Source organism: Acinetobacter sp. YWS30-1, from assembly GCF_033558715.1.
In the GTDB taxonomy this organism is placed as follows: Bacteria; Pseudomonadota; Gammaproteobacteria; order Pseudomonadales; family Moraxellaceae; genus Acinetobacter.
This window is the reverse complement of record NZ_CP114606.1, coordinates 1,196,544-1,222,297: the sequence shown is the minus strand read 5'-3', so window position 1 is coordinate 1,222,297 and position 25,754 is coordinate 1,196,544. Positions and strand designations below refer to the sequence as shown.

The following is a 25,754-nucleotide window of genomic DNA, read 5'->3' as shown; positions in this document are numbered from 1 at the left end:
ATGATGAAAGAATTATTTAGCTGGCTTTCTTTTCAACTACGCCTTCATTATCCACAGTATGGACACGACCGTCTTCGGTACTCATAACTTCAAAAGTTACACGGCGGTTTTGATACTGCCCGTTCGAGGTTGCATTCGGTTGAGCTGGCTGACTCGCCGCCATACCGACAGGTTGTAATTGTGCCGGATTCACCCCTTTCTGTACCAGATAATTCACAATGGCTTGAGCACGTTTTAAAGATAGCTCCTGATTTTGAGTGCTGCTGCCTTCTGTATCAGTATGGCCTATCACGGTTAGACGTACATCTTTGGCATATTGCAATAAAGCTGCAGTCTGATCCAGCAAGCTTTTATTCACTTCAGGAATTTCAGTAGAACCTGTCGCAAAATGAATAAGTTGCAGGTTTAAGGCAGTAGCAACATCCAATGCCTCAATATTTTCCATCTGAAGTTCATCTAAAGCTTTTTTAGCCTCGGTATTGGCTGTATTGATTGCCTCATCCATATCAACTGGTTTTTGAGTCACGACTTCTACATTTTTAGCCAGACCACGAATCTGACCCGCCAAACGTTGTGCATCTGCACTGTTCGCTGCCTGTACAGATACCTGATTACCCGCCCAAGTCAAAGTCACATTTGACATACCTTGCAGCAGTTTCAGTACTGAAGGAATCGTATCCTGATCAATGAATTCGGAATGGTAATTTTCATTCGCTACTGCACCACAGCCGATACTGTAGTTAAATATCTGTTTAATTTCATTTTGCAGAATCTGCATATATTTCGGATCATTCATCTGTACCTGACAGTTGACGATTTCACCCTGACTACCGGTGCTGATTTTGAGAATTGCAGGGTTCGTTGCAGCAGCTTCACTCACTGCTTGGGCATTTCGCAATTCATCCGGATCATCATCACGCAGGCATCCGCGGAAGAAGAATAAGATAATCGCCGCAATAATCACGAGGAGAATAAAAGGCCAGAACACCACTGCCTTTTTCTCTTCAGTCAGTACTGGTTCTGCTTCCGGTTCGGAAGCCAGACCCGGTGCGCGGTTCAGATTTTGTCCCGCCAGCGGAGATACGCCTAGAGATGCCAGTATAGGGCCAGCCCAGACTGGTAATGCCCGTTGAATCGAGTCTGCATGGGTATCTAGCAAATGGCCTACTGCTTCAGCAGTGGGTGCACCCGCTTCTGCTTGCAAGAAGTTCATGGTTGGAACAATTGCCCGGTTCAGGGTCTGTTCAATTTCATCTTGAGGTGCAGTTGAATCTAACTGAGCCAGGAATTGTTGTTTTAGGGTCGGATTATTATTAAATAATTCATCAATCTTGGGATTAAGTTGCTGACCCAGACTTTCAATCCAGGCCGGTCTTGCACGAAGAATACTTAACAATACAGGATAGAATTGGGCTAAGGCCTGATCCTTGGCAAATAGATGTTCTGTTTCACCTTGCAGCACAATGGCGGTCACATCACTCTTTAAACGTTCAATTAAATCTGTATTCATCAAGATCACCATTATTCTGATTTATAATGTTTAATATTTAATCAGTGTAGCGATCCCCCCTCTTTGGAATGTTAATAATTGTACTGATATCATAAAGTTTCACTGTTTATATAGGGCTAACTTTTCTACTATTTTAATTAAGATATAAAAAAGTCAGCCGAAGCTGACTTTTGTAAACGCGAAATGTAAGTGTTATGCAGCAATAAAAGTTTGCAGCACTTTACCTTTCACTTTTTGATTGAGCAGTGGTGTATTTTTACCTTGAGAAACGATCGTTTCTTTGCTTAATGTCCACTCCTGTTCTGGATCAACCAGTACCCAGCCTGCTTCCGCTTTCCAACGCTCAAACATACTGGCGACTTTCGCAGGAGCAACTGTGACTTTCTCCACCCATTCCAACGGCGTAAAGAAGCCTTCATTCACTAGTTGGATACCGAACGGTACGTAGGTATCAAACGCGGTAAAGCCAGGCTGTGTTTCCGCAAAGGGTGCCATTTTGGCAGAGCTGCTCAGGGGTTCATGATGGGTACAGATCGCATCAATCACACCAGATTTCACACCTTGACGCAGTAATTCTTTGTCAGATTCAGAACGTAATGGTGGACGTACGTGTGCAAGAGAGTTAAAGCCATCAATCAGATGGTCAGTCAGATGCAATTGGTGCATTGCAACATCACAAGTTACTGGCAAGCCTTTTTCTTTAGCAATACGGATCAGTTCTACTGATGCACCACAAGATAACAAGCCAAAATGAGCGCGTACTTTAGTCGCTTCAATCATGAGCAGGTATTTGGCAATTGCTACAGTTTCAGCTAGTGCCGGAATCATTGGCAAGCCCTGACGTGAAGCAATAAAGCCTTCATGCACACAACCATCTTTGGCAATTTGCGGCTCTTCTGCATAGAACACTACAGTCAGATCCAAACCCGCTGCATATTCAAGTGTACGTAATACCACATCATCATTGGCAAACGGCGCACTGGCATTAGAAACCGCAGTACAACCGCCTTTTTTTAAACCAGCCATATTGGCCGGTTGCTGACCTTGCAAACCTTGGGTTTGCGCACCGATCACCTGTAAATAAATACCGCCATCCAGCATGGCTTTTTCAACCAGACCATGAATCAGCGCACCATTATCCTGCACAATCGGTTTGGAATCTGGCGGGGTAAAGACATGCAGAATACCGTTTTCACGTGCAGCCTTACCTTCAGACTTTAAAGTTCCGTGTTGCTGCTGGCCCGGTTCACGTAAACGTGCGCATAGATCCACCATAGTGGGCATCAGCCATTTGCCCTGTCCATCAATGGTTTCAGATACGTTGGCAGTTTCTGCAACACGTTTACCATTTTCGAGATAAACCGTTTCGACTGAATCAGTGTTTTGGATTGGGTCAAGAACACGGACATTTTCAATTTTTACAATAGACATGACTTATTCCTTATACCGCAATCGCTTCAATCAAACCCTGTTCCTGTAACTGACCCTGCATCGCAAGAGCCAGTACCGCCATACGTACTGCAATCCCGTTAGTAACCTGTTTCAGAATCACGGATTGCGGACCGTCTGCAATACTGGAATCAATTTCCACACCACGGTTCATTGGTCCTGGATGCATCACGATACAATCCGGCTTGGCCATGGCGAGACGTTCTTTATTCAGGCCATACATTTTGTAGAATTCAGCCTGAGAAGACAGCGCTGGCGAATCAATACGCTCGTTTTGAATACGCAAGGTAATGATCACATCACAGTCTTTGATGCCATCTTCCATATTATTGAACAGGCGTACATCTTCACTGTAGTCATCAAAACCGTATGGCAATAACGTATTCGGTGCAATCACGCGAATATCTTTGCAGCCTAAGGTTTGCAGTGCCGCCACATCTGAACGTGCTACACGCGAATGCTTGATATCGCCAATGATCGCAATCGACATATCTTCGAATTTTTTATTGGTTTCACGGCGAATGGTCAGCATATCCAGCATCGCTTGAGTTGGATGGGCATGACGGCCATCGCCTGCATTAATGATGGCGACATTTGGACAGACATCTTTGGCAATAAAGTGCGCTGCACCTGAAGATGAATGACGTACCACGAAAATATCTGCCGCCATGGCTTCAAGATTCCACAAGGTATCACGTAAAGTTTCACCTTTAGAGGTGCTTGAACGGGCAATATCGATATTCAGCACGTTGGCAGACAGACGTTTGGCCGCTGCCTCAAAAGTAGTACGCGTTCGGGTAGAATTTTCAAAAAATAGGTTCATCACCGTTTTGCCTTCGAGCAAATTATTGGTGATCAGCTGATTTTGGTCATTAAAAAAGGACAACGCAGTGTCCAGTATTTTTGTAAGAGTTTCTTTAGAAAGACCTTCGATGGTCAGGAAATGTTTAAGATTACCTGCTTTGTTGAGTTGAATCTGGCTCGGTGTATGCAATGCCGCCAAGTGCATGAGAGATTCCTTATACGTTAAGTCAACGTATTATACAGAGATTAGCGAATCTTTATAGTTGATAAAGAGCTCGGTTGTACAAAAACCATCTCGGTAATAAGAATGGAAATTAAAATTCCCATGTATTTTTTCAATAAGATAATTTAACCTGTCTATCTATATGCTTGTTTTTTCATTTAAACATGAGTGCTTCAGTCTGGAGCATCCACACTCAATCCCCCAATTAGCGCAATGCGCCAATATAATGATGTGAAACCTGTGCGCGATAGATATCTTCTTCACTTGGTTCCACAGAAATCAGTTCCTTTTCCGCCTGTTCTTCAGCCTGCAGTTCTGAAAATGACGATAAATCCAGAGTGGTTTTTAAACGATTGACCAGATGTAATAACTCAGGATCTTCAGTCTGCTCTGCCAGCCCAATCACATGCTTTGCATAGTGGATATTTTCTGCAAGATACATGGCATCAATTACTCGCCCAGTCACTCGTCTTAAACGTGCATAGATCAAGGTAGCGATTGAAAATGCCTCATTCCTGCGTAATTGAAGATCCAACATCTAAGCCCCTCCGAAATAATAATTAAGAATAAAGATGAAGCTGTAATGATTCCCCTCAGCATTACAGCTTCATTGATATTAGATAGAGCAATAAACGTACCAAAATTAATAAATAAGTTATGTGAGTTATAAATTGATATGAATGAAAATTGTTCTACCTCGAGCAATCGTAGATCAGTGTCTTTTTTGTTTTAGATTCACTCCTCGTCTGGCTAATCAATTCTTAGTCTCGATCACTTGACATGAGTGACCAAATTTTAGCTTTTACTTTTAGAGTAATGTTGATGCCATGAGGTGTATATAAACGATCCGGCATCAGATCCATCACATCAATAACCCGATTATTTATTTTTTAAATCACACATACAACATGGCTGCAATTGAAGATCTAGATTGCGAATTAGTTTAATAATCATCACATACCCATCTGTAAAATAAAAAGATTTACTCAATAAATTTGCCTTACTGTCACTGTTTAGTTCTACATATCTCGTAAATTTTCAGTTTGCTTTTTAAGTCAACATTTAGCGCTTTTTATGATGAGTAAAACTAGGCTGCATGTGCTCGAATTTAAAAAATTTCCAAAGCTTTAACAGGCAAAATACGCTAAACTGAGCGCAGTTTTTATTTATTCTTTTCCGGTCTCTCTATTTTATGAATACCTCTTCACGTTTAAGCAATTATTGGGTCACCTGTGCCGATGGTCTGGAAACCTTATTAGAAGAAGAAATCAAAGGTTTAGGTGTTCAGGATATTGAACGTTTCCCAGGTCGTCTGACCTTCAAAGGCACGCTTGAAAATGCTTACCGCATCTGTATGTGGTCTCGTCTGGCTTCTCGTGTCCTGATGCCAATTCACACGCATGAAATCGAATTCTCCCACGATGCGCGTGATGTTGCAGAAGAGCTTTATGAAGGTGCGATGAGCTTCGACTGGTCACTGATTTTTGCACCACAAAGCACCTTCGCAATTCGTCTGCACGTTGAACGTGATATTAAGGTCAACACCCAGTTTGCAACTCTACGTGCCAAAGATGGTGTTGTCGATTCCTTTATGGAAGCTGTGGGCAAACGTCCAAGTATTGATACCAAACAGCCAGAAATCACCATGTATATTCTGGCAGGTAAAAAAGAACATACTTATTGTTTAGACTTATCCGGTGATTCCCTGCATAAACGTGGCTATCGCCGCTTTATGACTGAAGCACCAATCAAGGAAAATCTGGCGGCTGCGATCCTGCAAAAAGGTGGCCTGAAAGACATCAACCCGGATATTGTGGTTGATCCAATGTGTGGTTCAGGGACGTTTATTATTGAATCCCTGATGATTCTGACGGATCGCGCCCCAGGTCTGGTGCGTCGTTTCGGATTTAATGGCTGGAATGGTCATGACCATGAATTATGGATGGGGATTAAAGCTGAAGCGGCTGAACGTCATAAAGCTGCGCTAGAAAACCCATTACCCAAATTCTATGCCTTTGATGCCGACTGGGAAGCGGTGAAAGCCACTAAACAGAACATTATTGCGGCAGGTTTTGAATCAGCCCTCGATCAGATCAAGATCGAAGAGCGTACTTTAAATGACTGGCCAGATTTCCAGGCGGAAGGCAAAAAAGTCTTCTTCGTCACCAACCCGCCGTACGGTGAGCGTCTGGGCGATAAGGCATCTAACCGTGCCTTGTATCTGGGTTTGTCTAATCTGCTGCAAAAGAATTTCCCGAATCAAAAAGCCGCAGTCATTGCTGCTCAGGTGGAACAGGCCGATGTCTTGGCGTTCAATGATCCACAAATTCTGCGTTTGATGAACGGTAAACTGCCGATCTATATCCGTTTCGGTACGGTAAAACCGGCAGCAGTCACACGTCCTTTCCTGGAAAGCTGGCAGCCGCAACAATTCGAGCCGATTGAAGGTGCGATGGAATTTGCTAACCGTCTGACCAAGAATATGCAAACCCTGAAAAAATGGGCGGTAAAAGAAAATATTCACTGCCTGCGTTTGTATGATGCCGACCTGCCGGACTTTAATGTAGCAGTTGATCTATACGGCGAACGTCTGCATGTTCAGGAATATGCACCACCGAAAAAAATCGATCCTGAAAAAGCAAAAAAACGTTTTAACCTGGCTCTACAGGCAATTCGTGCCGTGACCGGTTTGGGCCGTGATGCGATCTTTATCAAGACGCGTGCCCGTCAGGAAGGTAAAAACCAGTACACCAAACAAAGTACAGCGTCTAAACGTTTTATCGTCCAGGAAGGCCAAGCCAAGATTCTGGTCAACCTGACCGACTATCTGGATACCGGTTTGTTCCTGGATCACCGTCAGATGCGTTTGCGTATTGCCAAAGAAGCCAAAGGCAAGCACTTCCTGAATCTGTACAGCTATACCTCTACCGCGAGCTTACATGCAGCTTTAGGCGGTGCAGCGAGTACCACCAGTGTCGATTTGTCTAATACTTATTTGAACTGGTCAAAAGAGAACTTTGTTCTAAACGGCCTGACTGTAGACCATGCCGATCAGCAACATCAATTCTTTGCATCTGACTGTTTTGAATGGCTGAAAGAAGGTCATGAACAATATGACCTGATCTTTATCGATCCACCGACATTCTCTAACTCGAAAAAATTCTACGGGACTTTCGACGTTCAGCGTGACCACGTCTCTTTATTGAAACGTGCCATGAACCGTTTAACCACTGACGGTACGTTGTATTTCTCGAACAACTACCGTGGTTTCGAAATGGATGAAATGATTGAAGGTTTATATGACTTGGAAGAAATCACGCATGAAACCATTGGTCCAGACTTCAAGCGTAACCAGAAAATTCACCGTGCCTGGAAAATTACTCATCCAAAAATGTAAGGTGTGAATATAAGATAAAGAAAAACCCAGCCTAGGCTGGGTTTTTTTGTTGCGAGGAGAACTTCTATTAGCTGAGTTTCATTTTTTCAAAGACCAGCTCGCCACTTTCACCACGAACGACGATGGTATCACCAGGGCCAAACTCACCTGCCAGGATGCTTTGTGCCAAACCATTTTCAATACGTTGCTGGATCGCACGTTTTAATGGACGCGCACCATACAACGGATCGAAACCAGCTTCGATTAACTGATCGAAAGCACTGTCATCCACAGACAGACGCATATCGCGTTCTGCCAGACGTTGACGCAAGCGGTTCAACTGGATATCGGCAATACCACGGATCTGGTCTTTTTCTAGCGCATGGAACACCACCAGCTCGTCAATACGGTTGATAAATTCTGGACGGAAATGTTCCGATACCGCGTTCATCACCACTGTACGGACTTCTTCACGAGTTGCTTTATCGCCCAGTTCACGGACATCCTGTGAACCCAGGTTCGAAGTCATCACAATCACGGTATTTTTAAAGTCCACCACACGACCTTGCGAGTCAGTCAAACGACCATCATCTAGCACTTGCAGCAGAATGTTAAATACATCCGGATGCGCTTTTTCGACCTCATCGAATAACACCACGCTATATGGTTTACGGCGCACCGCTTCAGTCAGCACACCACCTTCTTCATAACCGACATAGCCCGGAGGTGCACCGACCAAGCGGCTCACCGAATGTTTTTCCATAAATTCGGACATGTCGATTCGGATCATGGCATCGTCACTGTCGAACAGGAAGTTCGCCAAGGCTTTGGTCAATTCTGTTTTACCTACACCTGTTGGGCCCAAGAACAGGAATGAACCGCTTGGACGATTTGGATCTGACAAGCCAGCACGTGAACGGCGCACAGCGTTAGACACAGCCACTACGGCTTCTTCCTGCCCAACAACACGGTTATGCAGGAAGTCTTCCATATGCAGCAGTTTGTCACGCTCACCTTGCAGCATTTTCGCTACAGGAATACCGGTCGCAGCACTGACTACTTCAGCGATCTCGTTGTCAGTGACTTTGTCACGTAGCAGTTTTGGTGCTTCACTTTCTTCAGCCGCTTCAATACGTTCCAACTGTTTTTGCAGTTCCGGAATCACACCATACTGATAACGTGCTGCTTCAGCCAGATCACCTTCACGCTGTGCTTTTTCTAAGGCAATACGAGCCTGATCCAGTTTCACCTGAATATCTTTGTTGCCTGCTACCAGCGCTTTATCGGCACGCCAGATTTCTTCCAGTTCGCTGTACTCTTTCTCTACAGTGGCAATCTGCTCTTCCAGATGTTTCACTTCGCCCTGTGCACCAGAGTCTGCATCTTTTTTCACCGCTTCAAGCTGCATCTTCAGCTGAATCAGACGACGTTCGAGTTTATCCAGCGCTTCAGGTTTAGAATCCAGCTCCATTTTGATACGAGATGCTGCTTCATCAATCAGGTCAATGGCTTTATCCGGCAATTGACGATCTGTGATGTAACGGTGCGACATTTTCGCCGCAGCAATAATTGCTGAGTCCAGAATCTGCACACCATGGTGAGTTGCATAACGATCTTTCAGACCACGCAGAATCGCAATGGTATCTTCCACGCTTGGTTCATCCACCAGCACTTTCTGGAAACGACGCTCTAAAGCTGCATCTTTTTCAATGTACTGACGATATTCATCCAGAGTCGTTGCACCGACACAGCGTAGTTCACCGCGCGCTAATGCAGGTTTCAGCATGTTACCCGCATCCATGGCGCCATCGCCTTTACCGGCACCGACCAATGTATGCAGCTCGTCAATGAACAGGATGATTTCGCCTTCATGTTTAGCCAGATCTTTCAGAACGGCTTTCAGACGTTCTTCGAACTCACCACGATATTTGGCACCTGCCAGCAATGAACCTAAGTCCAGAGATAAGACACGTTTGCCTTTCAAGCCTTCAGGAACTTCACCGTTAACAATACGTTGTGCCAGACCTTCGACAATCGCAGTTTTACCGACACCTGGCTCACCGATCAGTACCGGGTTGTTTTTGGTACGGCGTGACAGCACCTGAATTGTACGACGGATTTCATCATCACGACCAATCACCGGGTCCAGTTTGCCAGCCATGGCACGTTCAGTTAAATCAATCGTATATTTATTCAGTGAGTCCCGTTGATCTTCATGATTATTGCTCATGACTTTTTCATCGCCTCGAATTTGATTAATGACCTGTCGTAAAGTTTCAGTTTTTACGCCAACACTATTTAATAAGGTTTTGGTGGCACCCGTTTCTGCAAGTGCCAGTAATACCCAGTCAGTGGACAGGAACTCATCTCCTGCTTTTTGTGCATAACTGTCCGCTAGATGCAGGGCTTTGGCTGCTTCCTGACTGATATTGATATCGGCAGAGGGATTACCGAGCGTAGCTACATTGTTCAGCGCAGTTTGTACTTTGCTTTGCAGGTCACGCAGGTTCGCTCCTGCCTGTTGCAGCAAGCTCACATTCGATGCTTCTTCCATCAAGGTGGACAAGATGTGAATCCCTTCAATGGCAGCATGATCCTTGCTCATTGCCAGAGATTGCGCATCGGAAAGGGTTTGCTGTAAGCGATTGGTAAATTTCTCAAAACGCATTCTTGTTATTCCTCACAACAAATTTTCTACTTGATGGATATATGGGTGCTGGAAATAAAATTTCAAATAATTTTTTATATATTTTTCAAAAATTTAATTAAATAAAAGACAGAGTTATCAGTATTAATATTGGTATTCAATGAAAATATTTCAAGTGAGCGAAAGTAGAATTTTTAAAGTGAAGATCAATAATGAATATCTGATTTAATTTACTCTGCTATTTTTCGGATGGGTAGAAAATAGAGAAAGACCTTTAGTGCGGTTGCAAGCGTCCTAGTAATCGCAATACTGCACTCAAACCATATTCTGTTTGCATCAAGGATCTTGGCGTTTGCTCATCCAAAAGCTTGTTAGGCGAATTGATAAACTGGCGCATCCAGCTCAAATCCCCACCATTCAAGCTAAATAACGCTTGATAGATATTGATTAAAGTTATTGCTCTTTTACCTGCGCTAGTATCTGGTTCTAATTCTTTTTGATTTATGATTGACGATAATTCTGCTTTAGATAGATCCAGAACTAATGCAAGCTCGGATTCTTGCAATTGCAACTGTTCAGCTAAGTTGAATATAGCTTTGGCTAATACTTGGGATTTAGAAATATCCGTTTCATTATTCATTTTTATTAAATCCTATTGATGAATCTTGTTTTGATTATGCTGCCTTTATCCTTTTCTCGCTATGTTGTTTATCATTAAATTTGATCCTTTATTGAAACAAAAATGCCCTCACTTGAAGGGCATTTAAAGAGAACACTTGAACAATTATGGTGCCGGATTGGGTTGCTGACGGTGAATGGCTTCAATGCCCTGCAAGACTTCTTCAGACAGATTCACGTCAAACGCCTGAATGTTTTCTTTGAGCTGATCCAGATTGGTCGCACCGATAATGGTACTGGTCACGAAGAACTGCTGTTTAATGAAAGCCAGTGACAACTGGGTTAAGGTCAGGCCATGCTGCTCAGCCAGTTGTGCATATTGCTCGACGGCCCACTCGCTTTCCGGATTGCTATAACGGCTAAAACGTGAAAATAAAGTCACACGTGCATTGGCTGGACGTGCACCATTTCGGAATTTACCAGTCAGATAACCGAATGCCAGTGGAGAATAAGCCAGCAAACCTATACCTTCGTATTTGGCAATTTCCGACATACCAATTTCATAAGTCCGATTCAGCAAGCTATACGGATTTTGCACGCTAACAAATTTAGAAAGTCCCAATTTCTCTGCCAGATGCAGGAACTTCATGGTGCCCCAAGGGGTTTCATTGGACAAGCCAATATAACGGATACGACCTTTCTTAATTTCGTCATGCAAAGCAGTCAGGGTTTCTTCCAGATTCGTTACGGCACGATCATCTGCAGCTTCTGCATTGCCATAACCCAGCTTGCCAAAGAAATTGGTTGCGCGCTGAGGCCAGTGCAATTGGTACAGGTCGATATAATCAGTTTGCAAACGTGACAATGAATTATCAATTGCTGATGCAATCTCATCTGCCACAAACCGGGTCTGACCATCACGGATATGGCTCCCACCTTGTGACGGACCCGCAATTTTCGAAGCTAAAAATAGTTTGTCACGACCACCACGTGAAGCAATCCAGTTACCAATAATGCGTTCAGTTGCCCCTTGCGTTTCAGGCTTGGGTGGCACCGGATACATTTCTGCGGTATCCCAGAAATATAAACCTTGCTCCAAGGCATAGTCTAATTGCTGAAAAGCCTCTTCCTGAGTATTTTGCTCACCAAAAGTCATGGTGCCCAAACAGATTTCTGGCAATAAGATTCCCGTATCCGCCAATGGTCTGAATTGCATAAAAATGTCCTTTAAGTTTATCTGTTATTTATCAAGAGCAAGTGTGCTATAGCCTATCGGAATTATAAGACGGACTTAAATCATCTTTTCTAACAAGCTTGTGCCAATTTGTTATGTTCTGAATCAGGCTGAAATTTTTAAACAGGAATAAAAAAAGCAAATCCGAAGATTTGCTTTTTATCGTGCTTTTGGCTTATTCGTCTTCGAACTCGCCAGCACCCACTGCTTCAGGTTCTTCCAGCGATGCATCAAAAATCAGAATCGCCTTACCATCGGTTTCAATCATGCCCTGTTCTTCTAGAGTTTTTAGAACACGACCGACCATTTCACGTGAACACCCAACAATACGGCCAATTTCCTGACGGGTAATACGGATCTGACGACCATTTGGCAAGATCATCGCTTCTGGCTGAGATGACAAGTCAATCAGACAACGTGCGATACGACCAGATACATCAATAAATGCCAGGTCAGTCACTTTACGTGTGGTATTTTTCAGACGGCGAACCAGCTGGGCAAAAACTGCATAGCTAAGGTCTGGATATTGTTTGCTAATTTCATGAAAGTTTTCATAGGTAATTTCAGCAATTTCACAGACATCACGAGTACGCACTTCTGCAGTACGCTGTGGATTTGCTTCGAAAAGACCCATTTCCCCAAAGAAGTCTCCCGCATTTAAATAAGCTACCACAATCTCACGTTCATCATCTTCACGAAGAATGATAGACACAGACCCCTTCAGAATTAAATACAGCGATTTAGATTCTGATCCTGCATCCACGATCGTGGTACGTTTTGGATAGCGATTGATATATGCACGTTTTAATAACGCCTTCACTGATTCAGGTAGTTGCCCCGGCGAAAGTGCGTCTGTGCTTAATTGTGAAAAGTTTGAAGTCATGCTTACAGTTCCGAATATGGATAATTTATAGATCGCACAAGACCTAATGTGAACTTGTCACACAGTGGGATTGAAATTCCTTATCAACCCAATTTATGTTAGTGTACAGTTACTTCGTAAATTTATAGCTTTTTTTAGGTAGTTGCAATGCAAACGAGTGTTCATTGGCTAGAGAATGTTGCTTTTGAAGCAAAAACTCAAAGTGGTCACAGTATCATCATGGATGGTTCACCTGAATATGGCGGTGAAAACCGTGGTCCTCGCCCAATGGAACTGATTTTAACCGGTCTGGGCGGTTGTGCTTCTTTTGACATTGTGACAATTTTAAAGAAAGCACGTCAGGAGATTACTGATGTTCGCTGTGAATTAAAAGCAGAACGTGCCGATACAATTCCTGCGGTATTTACCAAAATCCATCTACACTTTGTGGTCAGCGGTAAAGGCATCAAAGAGAAACAGGTCGCTAAAGCCGTAGAACTTTCTGCTGAGAAATACTGTTCTGCCAGTAAAATGCTATCTGACGGTGGGGTCGAAATTACTCACGATTTTGAAATTGTAGAAGTGGAATAATCCGCTAATTTCAATAAAAAAGCAGTCTTCGTGGCTGCTTTTTTTACGTCATTTTTTGAGTGAAATACTGCTGGCCATCTTCAAAAATCACCAGATTTTCAGGCCATCTTAAAGCCCCGAGATGATGGGCAAACTCAGCCTGTTGCTGACGATCGCGATAACGCCTGCCCACTGAATAGTCGACACAAAATACATTCTGCTGCTGACCAAACCATTGCAAGGCATCAATATGCTTAAACAGACCGGATTTTTCTTCGGTGGTTTTAAAGTTTCTCCAATAATGGCCAATCACCACAGGTATCTTATCTGTATAACGCTCCCACCATGGCAAACGGTCAATCATACGCCAGCGCCCCCCTGCATAGACTGGACGTTGTGCAATTTTTTCTGCGCCTGAGCTTAAGGTACGAATCGGATTTTGCATCTGGTCGCGTAACTCTTTTTCAGCGATATATTTTAATAAGGGAATACTGGCTGCTGGATCCTTGAATTGTCCCTGATATTGCTGCTGTTCACTCTGGATATATTCATCAAAGCCTAAAGTCTGTAACTCAAGCTCATTTTTCAGGACAAAATGATCATAAGCCTGTCTGATTGAATTAAAAGGAACAGATTTCAATTGTTGAATTGCCTGTGTATCCCAGCAAGCATGCACAATTCTTAAATGGGGTGCATCTAGAGCCAAAGGCAGGCTGTTTAGAAATTCTAGAATCCATGCACGATCCTGAATTGAAGCCTGAACTGAATCAAAAGTTTTGAGATCATCCTGATGCGGTGAACCAAAAAACCAGCCATTGCCTTCCCGTAGCGTATCGGTTAACAAGTTGATTTCATGATTACCCAGAATGCATTGCGCATTGCCATTTTCTATTAAGGTTTTAACCTGTCTGATGACAGCGATACTGTCTGGTCCACGATCACACAGATCCCCGACAAAAATCAGTTTACGCTGTTCAGGATGACGACCTTGCAGATCGTAGCCCAATACTTCTAACAATTGTTGTAGCGCATCAATCTCACCATGAATATCGCCAACAATATCCACCGGACCATCAAAAGTCTGCTGTATGAATATCTGATTACTCATGGCTCTACCCTACCCAGGTCAATAAAACCTTTTTTTTAATATAGCGCTTATACTTTAAATCAATATAACAATTTCAGAATTATTTTTTAATCATTTCGATTATTCAATCAAATAACGATAGATCAGAAACTTAACTGAAATCTCATTTCTTCATTTCTTATCTAAATGTATATCTAAAAACAATAAAAAACCGGCGCCTAAGCACCGGTTTTATTCACTTTACGAGCTTTAAAGCTAGTACAGCCTGATTAAGCGTTTAGTGATTCAATGATTTGGTTCAATGTAGCACTTGGACGCATTACAGCATTTACTTTTGCAGGATCAACTGCATAGTAACCACCGATATCTACAGATTGGCCTTGAACTGCATTCAATTCGCTCACGATCTTCTCTTCATTTTCAGCAAGAGATTGAGCGATCGGTGCAAATTTCGCTTTCAATTCTGCATCTTCGTCTTGCGCTACAAGTTCTTCAGCCCAGAATTTAGCCAGGTAGAAGTGGCTGCCACGGTTGTCTAGCTCGCCAGTACGACGTGATGGAGACTTGTCATTGTCAAGCAATTTACCAGTCGCAGCATCCAGTGTTTTCGCAAGCAGTTTCGCACGTGCATTGTTTTCTTTAATGCCCATTTCTTCCAGAGAAACAGCCAATGCCAAGAACTCACCTAGAGAATCCCAACGTAAGTGGTTTTCTTCTACCAATTGTTGTACGTGTTTAGGCGCAGAACCACCAGCACCAGTTTCGTACATACCGCCACCTGCCATTAGAGGCACGATAGACAGCATTTTCGCAGAAGTACCAAGCTCCATGATTGGGAACAGGTCAGTCAGGTAGTCACGCAGGATGTTACCTGTTACTGAAATGGTATCTAGGCCACGAGCAACACGTTCAAGTGTATAACGCATCGCACGTACTTGAGACATGATTTGGATGTCCAAGCCTTCTGTATCGTGGTCTTTCAGGTATGTTTGAACTTTTTTGATCAGTTCGTTTTCGTGTGGACGGTACGGGTCAAGCCAGAAGATTGCTGGCATGCCAGAGTTACGTGCACGAGTTACAGCCAGTTTCACCCAGTCGCGGATCGGTGCGTCTTTCACCTGGCACATACGCCAGATATCACCTTCTTCCACGTTTTGAGACATCAACACTTCACCAGTTTCAAGGTCAGTGATGTTCGCAACACCCGCTTCTGGAATTTCGAAAGTCTTGTCGTGAGAACCGTATTCTTCAGCTTTTTGAGCCATCAGACCAACGTTAGGAACTGTACCCATAGTACGTGGGTCGAAGTTACCATTCCATTTACAGAAGTTGATCATTTCCTGATAAATACGTGCGAATGTAGATTCAGGCATAACTGCTTTACAGTCGTAAGGTTTACCGTCAGCACCCCACATTTTACCGCCAGTACGGATCATTGCAGGCATAGAAGCATCTACAATCACGTCGTTTGGAGAATGGAAGTTGGTAATACCTTTTGCAGAATCAACCATCGCAAGTGCTGGACGGTGTTCTTGACATGCATGAAGATCTTCAATGATTTCTTCACGTAAAGAAGTCGGTAAAGATTCGATTTTTTCGTAAAGACCAGCCATACCGTTGTTTACGTTAATGCCGAGCTCGTCGAATAATTTACCGTGTTTCTCAAACGCATCTTTGTAGTAAATACGCACACAGTGACCGAATACGATCGGGTGTGATACTTTCATCATGGTCGCTTTAACGTGTAAAGAGAACAGGATGCCAGCTTCTTTACAATCTTCTAATTCTTTTTCATAGAAGTCGCAAAGGGCTTTTTTGCTCATGAACATTGAGTCGATGATTTCGCCGTCTTGAAGCGCAACTTTTGGCTTAAGAACGATAGTTTCACCAGACTTGGTGATCAGTTCCATTTTCACATTACGTGCACGGTCTAAAGTCATAGACTTTTCGCCATGGTAGAAGTCGCCTTCTTGCATGTGAGAAACGTGAGTTTGTGACCAAGGTTTCCATTCACCCATAGAATGTGGGTGTTTTTTCGCGTAGTTTTTCACTGCTGTCGGCGCACGACGGTCAGAGTTACCTTCACGAAGTACTGGGTTCACTGCTGAACCTAGGCACTTGCTATAACGCGCTTTAATTGCTTTTTCTTCTTCAGTAGTCGGGTTTTCCGGATAATCAGGCAGTGCATAGCCCTTAGACTGAAGTTCTTTAATGCATGACGTCAACTGAGCAACAGACGCACTAATATTAGGGAGTTTAATGATATTAGTATCTGGGTCCTGAGTAAGACGACCTAATTCTGCCAGGTTATCTGAAACTTTCTGCTCATCGCTTAGATAGTCTGCGAATTCTGCAAGTACGCGTGCGGCTACAGAGATGTCTGTCTTAACAATCTCAACGCCCGCCGGCTTAGTAAAGGTCTCAATGATCGGCAGTAGAGAGTAAGTCGCCAATAATGGCGCCTCGTCGGTCAGTGTGTAAATGATTGTTGACTTTCCACCAGCCATATATAGCCCCTTGCTTTGGATTGAGTTTCTGATCATCAGGCTTTTGGCCTAATTTCAGCGAACCGGTTACTTAAATAAACTTTGAAAGTAGTGGTGCTGGTTGCACCTCAGTCAAAGGAATATCAATACATATTCAACTTTGCCTGAAAAATTCGTAAAAATTGTCAGCGTGATTCACCGACAGCAGTATTCTACGTGAAAATGAACCTTTTTTCGAATCGGCACATTGCCAAACCATGCGATTTGTGCATTAGAAGGTTAATTTGCAGATTTTGCTTAATTTTACCAAAAATCATAATTTAATCATTATAATTCAATTACTTAAATTAAAAATCAGACAAATTCACCTATAAACTTAATGTGTGCTTAATTCGGTTTTTTGCCATCAATTTTTATCTACATGTTGGGTATCATGAAAATAAATTATCAATGGCCGTAATTTCCATAAGTATGGGTTAAAAAGCGAATTGAAACAGATCTGCTCCTTCCTATCGAAATTTATGATCTGCACCTGATAAATTGAAAGTTGATCCTGAAGACTTAAGACAACTTAAACAATAGTCATTTTTCTACTCTTTCTTCAGTTTAAATTATGTGCATTTTTTTAATCGAACTAATAAGGTGCAAGAAGAGACTTGAGGTAATTTAAACCTTGGATGGCTTAAATAGCCTATAAACAATGTAAATTATTTTTTAATTCAAAATAGTTTCAGGATGACTCATAAAGAATCATCCTAGAACAATTTACTCTACTCAAATTTAAAAATGAAAATATTTAAGAGTTTTGAGTCATTTAAAATGAAAAAGGATATTCAATAATAACCCGAAGCTCATCAATATCATTATATCGATAGCCTTTAGTCGCTCGGTGAGTAGCTTGTCGCAATTTAATATCCATACCTTTAGCAAAACCCGAAGCAACCTTATAAGCTAATTGAATGTTACGTTCCCAATGCTTATTGTCTTTGCTAGGGTCGTAAATAAATCTTCGAGTATAAAAAGTATTGTCACTATTACTATTGTCTACATCCCAACCATAAATATACCGCCCCATTAGGCTTAGGCCGGGCAATCCATAAGTGCTCAGATCTGTTTCATATTTAAGCTGGAGTGATTTTTCATTTGCTTCAGAAAAACTAGCAAACTGCGCTGCATTTAAAATTGAAATATTACCGCCAATTGTGGAGTATCCTACCCAGTCAAAAGGTTCATCACCAAATACCTGTTGATATCCTAGAGAAATAGTATGTTGATCTAGCTGATATCCCACTAAACCAGACACAATATTTGCTTCGATATTACCTGCAACTTTTTTGCCCGTATCTTTATTACTATATCCGGCAAAGGCTGCTTTAAATTTATGGTTATTCTCAAGAGCATGCTGGAAATTTGCACCTAGAAAGAATTGTTTCCAAACATCTTCTAATTCAGAAGCATAAGCAGTTACGGATGTGTTTGGTAATTTATAGGTTCCACCAGCAAAACTAACACTATCAGCTTTAATACCAGCAGCTGAGCCATAATCTGTAGTAAAAAAGTTTAAATCCTTTGTGGAATCTACCGGATTCATACTATAAAAATAACCGGCATTTAATTCTAAATGATCTATAGATGTATTCTGTAAAGTTACACCTGTACTCACAGATGGGAGTAATCGAGATGTATTGGTCGCTAATACTGGTACATTGGGAAATTGATTACCATAGGTCAATACAGTGTCTTTATATTTGACTTTTAAGGCACCTCCAACTTCTCCATTGAAGCTTTTAGTCTTACCAGTTACAGGATCAAATTCTATTAAATTCGTACCAGTCTTAACTTCATCACTGTATAGTTTTATAGCTGCCATGCCATACGTATCAAATCCTATTTGCAAGGCGGTATCAGTATAACCAGACGTATACTTTGCCATGACACCATGCGCCCATTCACTACGATAGCCTTCTCTATCTTCTTCTGCTAACTGTGTGTTTGCGCCCGAAGGATTTGAAGCTCCATTTCTAAAATCACGATAAAAATAAAAATTGCGGTTGACTACATCAAATTGACCGTCTTCAAATAGTTCATTTGCCAATAACTCAGGTGATAAAGGCATAAGTGTCCCTACCACTAGTGAAAATTTCACAAGAGTATTCATTACATTCATCCTTAAATGTTTCTTAATTTATTATTGAGATTATGGTTATCTAGGCTAAGCAGATAAATTCATACTTAACTCATTGCGAGCATTTAGTAGTCTGTATAGACCTCTATGTTTTTTTAGAAGTGGGCAACCTAGTTAAATAGAGTTCCCCGCCTTCTGGCTATATATGTCTTCTCTTTTAGATACGATCCCGGGTCATTTCACCATTGACCAGTCTTAACAGATTTAGTGGATTCTCATCTCTCAATGCCTCCGGCAACAGATTTTGTGGATAGTTCTGGTAGCAGACCGGACGAAGATAACGATCAATGGCCAGGGTACCTACAGAAGTGCCACGTGAATCGGAAGTGGCCGGATAAGGGCCACCATGTACCATGGCATCACAAACTTCTACCCCGGTCGGATAGCCATTCAACAACAAACGGCCAGCCTTTTCTTCTAATACCGGTACTACTTCCGCGAATTCTTCCAGATCCTGATCTTCTGCAATCAGTGAGGCTGTTAACTGTCCATTCATACTGCTGAGTGCCTGAAGTAACTGTGCCTTGTCTTCCACTTCAATTACGATGGTGGTTGGGCCAAAGATTTCTTCCTGCAGTAACTGATTTCCTGCAAGTAGTAGCTCCACATCCGCTTTAAACAACTGAGGTAATGCCTGATCTCCTTGCTGATCCTGACCTGCCAGATGCTGAATCCCTGCATGCTCGGCTAAATGAGACAGACCTGATGTATAGCTTTTTAAAGTACCTGCATTGAGCATGGTCTGAGGTGGCTTGTTTGCCATGATTTCACTGAGCTGTTCGATCAGTTGGGTATATTCAGGCGATTTAATTCCGAGAATCAATCCAGGATTGGTACAGAACTGACCACAACCGAGGACTACTGAATCCGCCAGCTCCTGGGCGATCTGATCACCACGGTTTTTTAAGGCTTCTGGTAACATCAGCATTGGATTGATACTACTCATTTCTGCAAAGACTGGAATAGGCTGCGGACGGGCTGCTGCCATATCGCATAGTGCACGGCCACCTTTCAGAGAACCGGTAAATCCTACAGCCTGAATCAGGGGATGTTTGACCAGTAAGGTACCGACTGCATTGCCATAGATCATATTAAATACACCCTTAGGCATGCCAGTCTTTTCAACGGCACGTTCAATGGCTTGAGCCACATAGTCTGCTGTGGCCATATGACCGCTATGCGCTTTAACTACTACTGAACAACCTGCTGCTAATGCAGAAGCGGTATCACCTCCGGCAGTGGAGAAAGCTAAAGGAAAGTTACTTGCCCCAAAAACGGCAACTGGCCCTACACCGATTTTAATCTGACGTAAGTCTGGTCGTGGTAAAGGTTGACGGTCTGGTAGTGCGGTATCAATTCGTGCACCCAGGAAATCACCGCGACGTAATACTTTCGCGAACAGGCGCATTTGCCCGCTGGTACGGCCGCGTTCACCTTGCAGACGAGCAATAGGTAAAGCCGTTTCTTGAGAAATCGTATTGAGGAAGTCTTCACCCAAAGCATCGAGTTCATCTGCGATGGATTCTAAGAATAGAGCCCGCTGTTCAGGAGAAGTATGGCGATAGGTTTTAAATGCAGCATGGGCAGCTTCTACTGCACGGTTGACTTCCTGTTCGGTGGCCTGATGGAAATCGAAATCCAGTGCCTCACCTGTGGTGGCATTCAGGCTTTTAAGGATTTTATCGCCTTCAGCACTACGACTACCTGCTATAAAGTTGTGTCCAAAATTCATATCTAAGATCCTTAAAGAGTTATAACTGAGCCAATTGGTAATTCAGGTTGAGTTGGTGCCAATCTATTAACTAAGGGTTGTCCAAACTCTTTCATTTCAATTTCAAATTCATCACCAATTTCAGCTTTCATACCGTCTGCAAAAGACAGTGTGGCTGTTCCGAAATAATGAATATGCACATCCCCTGGTTTGAGGAACTGTTGGTATTTGAAATGGTGATATTCAAGATTACTCAGGCTATGACACATATTGTTTTCACCTGAAAGAAACTCTTTTTCCCAAATCACTTCCCCATTACGTTTTAAACGACTTTTACCTACCAGGTGCTTAGGCAGATCGCCTGTTCTTATATCCTCTACCGTACCATTATTTAACCTCATGATTTTAAATAATTTATTTAACAAAAATAATTTAGTGATACACATAGTGATACAAGAAAATAAGTGCTTTTTATTGTAATTTTTTGTAAAAAATAATCTTTGGCTTGTTTAAGTCTGGTGAATTAGTCTAATCCTATATGTATATATTATTTTAGACAGAAAAAATTATGAAATAACATCAATGATTAGAAATATGAATTCCCTAGAAATGTAGTTAAAATTCTTCGACTATATCTCTAGGGCTATAGAAAATCTTTAACTCTTTAATTGTATAGCTTGCTTTATTAGTTCAATTGATTGATTCATTTCATTAGCAAAACCTATTTTTTTCGCAAATGCTTTACATTTGGAATTTGCTGCTTCAAAAATAATTTTTTCATAATTATATTTTTCAGCTATCCTTATCAATCTAGATATCAGAGCCGTTCCATATCCTCTTTTTTGTTTTTCAAAACCAATTCTAGCGACAACGATAACTTTTCCACTATATTCACAATATTTCCCAAACCTAATATAAAGATCATCTTCTCCTTTATGGAAAAGAGCATGAAAAATATCAATTCTTGCATCTACAGCAGGTTGAAATTCTAACTCATTCAAATCATAACCTAAAACAGATACTACATAATTATTCATCATGTCCAAGACAGCTTTTGGCTCTTCATCGGCAAATAATTGCATTATATTTTCTCCAAAAATTAGAAACTAACAAAAAAGTAAAATACATTCAACCGCTTGTTTTAATTGAAAATATATATACGAAAGATTATTTATTGATATAATTATTTTTATTGTACTTTGATAAGACAAAGCTTCTTCGTAAAAGAAGATCCAACATCTATATAATGGCAATTATCAATTTGAATATGCTCTTTTACAATAGTGTGACCTAAATAAATTTCATCAATATTACTAACAACATCATATGCATCTGAATAACTCCTAATACGCCCTCTCCCCCATAACGCATTATTATAAGCAGAAGTTACACCTGATATTTTATAGTCACCTTGCATAATATCTACCTTAAAAACATTCCAATCATGAATATCAATATCCGCATGTACCACACCAATCTTTTTATTTTTTAATTGAACTTCTATAACCAATGGTAATTGTTGAAAACGGGAGCTAATTTCGGATTGCTTTCTTGAGCTGAGTTGATAAAACCATTCGCCACCATTGCGTGCATGAATATCTTTTATTTTGTGATCATATTGACCTCTAATACACATTTCTTCATGATTTCCACGTACTGTACAAAACCATGGTTGTTCTAATAACCTAACACACTCTAAATTTTCAGTACCACGGTCTATGAGATCACCTGTACAAATAAGTAAATCATTTGAAAAATCAAAATTAATTTTTTTAAGTTCTTGCATCAACAAGCTATAGCAACCATGTAAGTCCCCCACAATATAGACAGCGGAGAATTGTTGTCCATCAATGTATTTAACTATTTCTACCATAGCCCATATACCTTACCCGTGAAGGATTTTAAGCAATCTGCAATCTTCTAATGAATAAAGCCTGATAATAAAATAAAAGTAAATGCGACTTTTAAGCTCATTATTGTTTATAGTTCTACCATTTTTTAATTAGTTAATGAGAAAAAACTTTCTCGCTTATATCATCATTATCAAATTACGAACTAGAATTACTTTAACATTTAATAAAATCAATAACTTGAAATCTAAAAATAAATTTTAAACAGTGGCTTCAAAATCAAATAAAAGTAAAAATCTTTCTCGCTTGTATATCGTCTGTATCAAGATACAAACCCAAAAAACCATTTTATTTGAATTAAATCAATAACTTAAAATCATTTAACTAGAAGTAAAAATAGTAGTTTCAGTCTCAACTAAAAAAGAAAAAATCTTTCTCGCTTTGCTACTAGCTAAACACTACCAATCTAAGACTTCTGAGCTTTTATTATTATCCGTATTGGCATTACCCGATGCTCGTTTACGAGTTTTACCTCGTAACTTCAAAAGTTGGATTGGTGATAATGGTTGCTCTGGTAAAAATAAATTTAACTGATCAACCAAATCTAGAGCCTGTAAAATCGCTACTAAATCCGCTAGGCGAACATCCCCTTTCTCAGCTTTCAATACTGCCCGTCTCGAAATCCATGCCAACTGAGCAACTTCATGCTGAGTTAAATTCTTATTGAGGCGTGCACGTTTTAGCCGATCTCCTAAGGCTTCAGCAATCGATGTCGGAAAGTCATTACGGTGAAATTGCATATTTTGTTGATATTAATGATCCTAATACGAAGATATGTCATTTCCTTTTAACAATGCAAATTTAGCATGGCTAATGATTAAGTACACAAAATTGTACTTAATCGTCAAAAAATAGCTTTAAGTGCAAAATATTGCATTTAGCATACTAAGTACACACTAAATATTTTTTGAATGATCTATGAATTTATCTGGTTTGGATTTAAATATTCTACTCTGTTATTAATGACAAATATGCCGTAGCCTTATGTGATATCGCATAACCATAAGTTCTATTTCATATTTTCTTAATATTTTTTTTCAACTTCCAATATCCTATTTTCTATCCATAACGGTTTTTTAGCTTTTATCAACCTCTGATAGTCATTTTCACCCAATGTTTTTTTTAACTGCTTAATCATAACTCCATTAACAATTTGTGGACCTAAAAAATATAATGCGGAAATTGCCAATCCAACTGGCTTATAAGCATACTGGAATACATCTAAACAACGAGTACGGATGAAACGTACAGTTTGCCCGTAAAGTTTAATATCTCTAGATCTTCCCGTTGTATAAAAAACATGAATAAGAGGCACTTGAGTACTTAGTCCTAGCCGATTAGCAGCGACTCCACCATGCACCTGAAATTTGAGCGCCGTGGCTCTCGACAGAGTTTCCAGTACATCAGTGATATCAGGACTCAACGGTTTATTTTTAAATTGGCTGAGTTTATTCATTTCAACTTTATAATAAACTTTAGACAAGATGACCTGCACCTCACCTGACTGAATAAATTGATATAAAATCCGTTTTAGTTCTTTATCGCTTATTTCTATACCAAAATCGAAGCGACAGAACACCCCCCCTTGCTTAAATTTTAAAAATTGATCAATTACAATTTTTTCTTTAGTAGCCATATCGCCGATTGCATCCTAATCCCTTTTTCACAAAGGTATAGGTTTTCCGTTTCATAATGCAAATCCAGTACGGCTGATGATTAAGTATAGAAAATTGTACTTAATCATCAAAAAAGAGGCTTTCAGTACCAAACTTTGTACTTAATAGGTAACCTTCACATTAAATTATTTTGAAATTTTCTGGCTCATCCAAGTTAAACGGTACTACTCGAAGCTTTGCACCACTTGTACGCCTAAAGTCAAAATCATCTAGAGGTTGGTCAAATTTCCCTGCTCGGTATGGATACACCAAGATCACTTCACTCTCATGTTTCAAGTAATAGTGACTGTACGCAAACATCTGCTGAATATCACTGTCCTTTAAGCCATATCGTCCACTACGCTCATTTTGATCAATCAGCTTCCACTTAGTATCCAGCACAATGTTCGGCATTTTAGCTTTGGAGCGATCAATAAAAATATCAGGCTTTAACTTAAATATCTTACTCATTTGATGTTCACAAATATGCTCTGTCGCATGCTGTGTTTTAACCTGATATTCAGGTAATCCACGGCGCAAATGATAAGCCACAAAGTATTCAAAGAGCTTTTCCATCGGGAATAATAGACTCATGCCCCGCCATTCACCTTGTGTAGATACAGGCATGTACTCACCTAAAATCAATTCTGTCCAAGGTTTGATCTCAGCATATAGCGCAAGTAAGCGACCTGACTGCCATTGTCTAAAATCCTGCTGAATCTTTTGGCTTCGTGGTATTTCACTGGTCATCAACCTGAGTTCTTGGGCAAGTTTCCAATTGTTCGCATCTTTGGTCTTTTTACAAATGACTTCCAACGCTGTACGAATCAGACGGTTCTCAGGTCGATTGACCTCATAAACATCATGCTCAATCGGGAATATATGTTTCTTTGCAGGTGGCTGTCGCATATATTTCACATGCTGTAATTGCCCACGTAGAAACTTTTGTTCTTCTTGCACACGGTTATAGTCAAATCGTAAACCACGTTGCAATAAACGCTCAAATGACGCGAGGAACTGAGTAATAATCCATTCATGCAGAGGTTGTTTAAAACGATTTAGATTTGCACTCCCTGCCTCTCTATAAGGTAAGTGTAAAGATACACTCAACATTTTTTGTAGGAGTTTACGCTCTGCTAAAATAAGCTCTTGATCACTTGTTCCATTCAGCTCTACATGCTTCGGTAATATCTCTATACGTGTACCACACGGCGTTTCAATTACACCAACATACTGGTCTAGCTTTATCTTTCTACGTCCTGCAAGTTCAAAGACTCTTGCGCCATGCTTGGAAAAAGAAGCAGAGAGATCACACAGATGCTCAAATGCTTTTTCAGGAATATAAGCATGGTCTAAGCTTGAGGTAGGACAACCTTCATAAGCAACGCTGATGAAGGCATATTCTCTCACGGTAAAATCATGCATAT

The 25,754-nt window shown here is 41.0% G+C and carries 19 protein-coding genes and 1 pseudogene; 2 read left to right on the top strand and 18 right to left on the bottom strand.

Going from position 1 to position 25,754, the window contains the following annotated elements:
* Nucleotides 1-16 precede the first annotated feature (16 nt).
* From O4M77_RS05630 to O4M77_RS05615, 4 genes are all read right to left on the bottom strand, one after another.
* Nucleotides 17-1,510 carry an OmpA family protein gene (locus O4M77_RS05630; RefSeq protein WP_004782497.1) on the bottom strand — a complete coding sequence of 498 codons (1,494 nt, stop codon included), beginning with the start codon at nt 1,508-1,510 and terminating at the stop codon, nt 17-19.
* Nucleotides 1,511-1,702: 192 nt separating this feature from the next.
* The gene (locus tag O4M77_RS05625) at nt 1,703-2,941 is read right to left on the bottom strand and encodes a dihydroorotase (RefSeq protein ID WP_323713989.1); all 1,239 of its coding nucleotides are present in this window, start codon (nt 2,939-2,941) and stop codon (nt 1,703-1,705) included.
* A gap of 10 nt (nt 2,942-2,951) precedes the next feature.
* On the bottom strand, nt 2,952-3,968 hold the full coding sequence (locus O4M77_RS05620; RefSeq protein ID WP_004782500.1) for an aspartate carbamoyltransferase catalytic subunit: 1,017 nt from the start codon (nt 3,966-3,968) through the stop codon (nt 2,952-2,954).
* Nucleotides 3,969-4,191: 223 nt separating this feature from the next.
* Nucleotides 4,192-4,524: a hypothetical protein gene (locus tag O4M77_RS05615; RefSeq protein ID WP_034170006.1), complete on the bottom strand. Its 333-nt coding sequence runs from the start codon at nt 4,522-4,524 to the stop codon at nt 4,192-4,194.
* A 654-nt stretch (nt 4,525-5,178) separates the two neighbouring features.
* Between O4M77_RS05615 and rlmKL the strand changes: the two genes are divergently transcribed.
* Complete coding sequence (gene rlmKL, locus O4M77_RS05610; protein WP_323713988.1) at nt 5,179-7,383, top strand: bifunctional 23S rRNA (guanine(2069)-N(7))-methyltransferase RlmK/23S rRNA (guanine(2445)-N(2))-methyltransferase RlmL; 2,205 nt, start codon at nt 5,179-5,181, stop codon at nt 7,381-7,383.
* A 67-nt stretch (nt 7,384-7,450) separates the two neighbouring features.
* Here the strand turns inward: rlmKL and clpB are convergent, their stop codons facing one another.
* From clpB to crp, 4 genes are all read right to left on the bottom strand, one after another.
* Nucleotides 7,451-10,030 (bottom strand): ATP-dependent chaperone ClpB, encoded by a 2,580-nt coding sequence (clpB, locus tag O4M77_RS05605; protein WP_180139282.1) that lies wholly within the window; start codon nt 10,028-10,030, stop codon nt 7,451-7,453.
* A gap of 253 nt (nt 10,031-10,283) precedes the next feature.
* The gene (locus O4M77_RS05600; RefSeq protein ID WP_323713986.1) at nt 10,284-10,649 is read right to left on the bottom strand and encodes an antitoxin Xre/MbcA/ParS toxin-binding domain-containing protein; all 366 of its coding nucleotides are present in this window, start codon (nt 10,647-10,649) and stop codon (nt 10,284-10,286) included.
* Nucleotides 10,650-10,793: 144 nt separating this feature from the next.
* Entirely contained in the window at nt 10,794-11,843 is a 1,050-nt protein-coding gene (locus O4M77_RS05595) for an NADP(H)-dependent aldo-keto reductase (protein ID WP_323713985.1), read from the bottom strand.
* A gap of 193 nt (nt 11,844-12,036) precedes the next feature.
* On the bottom strand, nt 12,037-12,744 hold the full coding sequence (gene crp, locus O4M77_RS05590) for a cAMP-activated global transcriptional regulator CRP (protein WP_004782527.1): 708 nt from the start codon (nt 12,742-12,744) through the stop codon (nt 12,037-12,039).
* Between the two features lie 147 nt (nt 12,745-12,891).
* On the opposite strand from crp, the gene O4M77_RS05585 reads away from it, so the two are divergent.
* Nucleotides 12,892-13,314 (top strand): OsmC family protein, encoded by a 423-nt coding sequence (locus O4M77_RS05585; protein WP_004782528.1) that lies wholly within the window; start codon nt 12,892-12,894, stop codon nt 13,312-13,314.
* Nucleotides 13,315-13,357: 43 nt separating this feature from the next.
* Here O4M77_RS05585 and O4M77_RS05580 read toward each other — a convergent pair whose 3' ends face one another.
* From O4M77_RS05580 to O4M77_RS05535, 10 genes and pseudogenes are all read right to left on the bottom strand, one after another.
* Nucleotides 13,358-14,401, bottom strand: a complete 1,044-nt coding sequence (locus tag O4M77_RS05580) for a metallophosphoesterase (protein ID WP_323713984.1) — start codon at nt 14,399-14,401, stop codon at nt 13,358-13,360.
* A gap of 248 nt (nt 14,402-14,649) precedes the next feature.
* Nucleotides 14,650-16,887 (bottom strand): NADP-dependent isocitrate dehydrogenase, encoded by a 2,238-nt coding sequence (locus O4M77_RS05575; protein WP_034170011.1) that lies wholly within the window; start codon nt 16,885-16,887, stop codon nt 14,650-14,652.
* A gap of 793 nt (nt 16,888-17,680) precedes the next feature.
* Nucleotides 17,681-19,024, bottom strand: coding sequence for an OprD family outer membrane porin (locus O4M77_RS05570; protein ID WP_323713983.1), 1,344 nt, complete (start codon nt 19,022-19,024; stop codon nt 17,681-17,683).
* Nucleotides 19,025-19,208: 184 nt separating this feature from the next.
* Nucleotides 19,209-20,783: an aldehyde dehydrogenase (NADP(+)) gene (locus tag O4M77_RS05565; RefSeq protein WP_323713982.1), complete on the bottom strand. Its 1,575-nt coding sequence runs from the start codon at nt 20,781-20,783 to the stop codon at nt 19,209-19,211.
* A gap of 11 nt (nt 20,784-20,794) precedes the next feature.
* Nucleotides 20,795-21,133 (bottom strand): annotated as a pseudogene (locus tag O4M77_RS05560) (FAH family protein); the annotation flags it as partial.
* Nucleotides 21,134-21,418: 285 nt separating this feature from the next.
* Nucleotides 21,419-21,844, bottom strand: a complete 426-nt coding sequence (locus O4M77_RS05555) for a GNAT family N-acetyltransferase (protein ID WP_323713981.1) — start codon at nt 21,842-21,844, stop codon at nt 21,419-21,421.
* Between the two features lie 107 nt (nt 21,845-21,951).
* Nucleotides 21,952-22,635: a metallophosphoesterase gene (locus tag O4M77_RS05550; protein WP_323713980.1), complete on the bottom strand. Its 684-nt coding sequence runs from the start codon at nt 22,633-22,635 to the stop codon at nt 21,952-21,954.
* Between the two features lie 435 nt (nt 22,636-23,070).
* Nucleotides 23,071-23,412 carry a helix-turn-helix domain-containing protein gene (locus tag O4M77_RS05545; protein WP_180159492.1) on the bottom strand — a complete coding sequence of 114 codons (342 nt, stop codon included), beginning with the start codon at nt 23,410-23,412 and terminating at the stop codon, nt 23,071-23,073.
* Nucleotides 23,413-23,696: 284 nt separating this feature from the next.
* Complete coding sequence (locus O4M77_RS05540) at nt 23,697-24,308, bottom strand: DUF6088 family protein (protein WP_180159493.1); 612 nt, start codon at nt 24,306-24,308, stop codon at nt 23,697-23,699.
* Between the two features lie 160 nt (nt 24,309-24,468).
* The gene (locus O4M77_RS05535) at nt 24,469-25,752 is read right to left on the bottom strand and encodes an McrC family protein (RefSeq protein ID WP_323713979.1); all 1,284 of its coding nucleotides are present in this window, start codon (nt 25,750-25,752) and stop codon (nt 24,469-24,471) included.
* Between the last annotated feature and the right edge of the window lie 2 nt (nt 25,753-25,754).

Excerpts from the sequence above, each read along its gene's own strand:
- O4M77_RS05630 (WP_004782497.1), bottom strand. The coding sequence starts at position 1,510 with ATGAATACAGATTTAATTGAACGTTTAAAGAGTGATGTGACCGCCATT.
- O4M77_RS05625 (WP_323713989.1), bottom strand. The coding sequence starts at position 2,941 with ATGTCTATTGTAAAAATTGAAAATGTCCGTGTTCTTGACCCAATCCAA.
- O4M77_RS05620 (WP_004782500.1), bottom strand. The coding sequence starts at position 3,968 with ATGCACTTGGCGGCATTGCATACACCGAGCCAGATTCAACTCAACAAA.
- O4M77_RS05615 (WP_034170006.1), bottom strand. The coding sequence starts at position 4,524 with ATGTTGGATCTTCAATTACGCAGGAATGAGGCATTTTCAATCGCTACC.
- rlmKL (WP_323713988.1), top strand. The coding sequence starts at position 5,179 with ATGAATACCTCTTCACGTTTAAGCAATTATTGGGTCACCTGTGCCGAT.
- clpB (WP_180139282.1), bottom strand. The coding sequence starts at position 10,030 with ATGCGTTTTGAGAAATTTACCAATCGCTTACAGCAAACCCTTTCCGAT.
- O4M77_RS05600 (WP_323713986.1), bottom strand. The coding sequence starts at position 10,649 with ATGAATAATGAAACGGATATTTCTAAATCCCAAGTATTAGCCAAAGCT.
- O4M77_RS05595 (WP_323713985.1), bottom strand. The coding sequence starts at position 11,843 with ATGCAATTCAGACCATTGGCGGATACGGGAATCTTATTGCCAGAAATC.
- crp (WP_004782527.1), bottom strand. The coding sequence starts at position 12,744 with ATGACTTCAAACTTTTCACAATTAAGCACAGACGCACTTTCGCCGGGG.
- O4M77_RS05585 (WP_004782528.1), top strand. The coding sequence starts at position 12,892 with ATGCAAACGAGTGTTCATTGGCTAGAGAATGTTGCTTTTGAAGCAAAA.
- O4M77_RS05580 (WP_323713984.1), bottom strand. The coding sequence starts at position 14,401 with ATGAGTAATCAGATATTCATACAGCAGACTTTTGATGGTCCGGTGGAT.
- O4M77_RS05575 (WP_034170011.1), bottom strand. The coding sequence starts at position 16,887 with ATGGCTGGTGGAAAGTCAACAATCATTTACACACTGACCGACGAGGCG.
- O4M77_RS05570 (WP_323713983.1), bottom strand. The coding sequence starts at position 19,024 with ATGAATACTCTTGTGAAATTTTCACTAGTGGTAGGGACACTTATGCCT.
- O4M77_RS05565 (WP_323713982.1), bottom strand. The coding sequence starts at position 20,783 with ATGAATTTTGGACACAACTTTATAGCAGGTAGTCGTAGTGCTGAAGGC.
- O4M77_RS05555 (WP_323713981.1), bottom strand. The coding sequence starts at position 21,844 with ATGCAATTATTTGCCGATGAAGAGCCAAAAGCTGTCTTGGACATGATG.
- O4M77_RS05550 (WP_323713980.1), bottom strand. The coding sequence starts at position 22,635 with ATGGTAGAAATAGTTAAATACATTGATGGACAACAATTCTCCGCTGTC.
- O4M77_RS05545 (WP_180159492.1), bottom strand. The coding sequence starts at position 23,412 with ATGCAATTTCACCGTAATGACTTTCCGACATCGATTGCTGAAGCCTTA.
- O4M77_RS05540 (WP_180159493.1), bottom strand. The coding sequence starts at position 24,308 with ATGGCTACTAAAGAAAAAATTGTAATTGATCAATTTTTAAAATTTAAG.
- O4M77_RS05535 (WP_323713979.1), bottom strand. The coding sequence starts at position 25,752 with ATGCATGATTTTACCGTGAGAGAATATGCCTTCATCAGCGTTGCTTAT.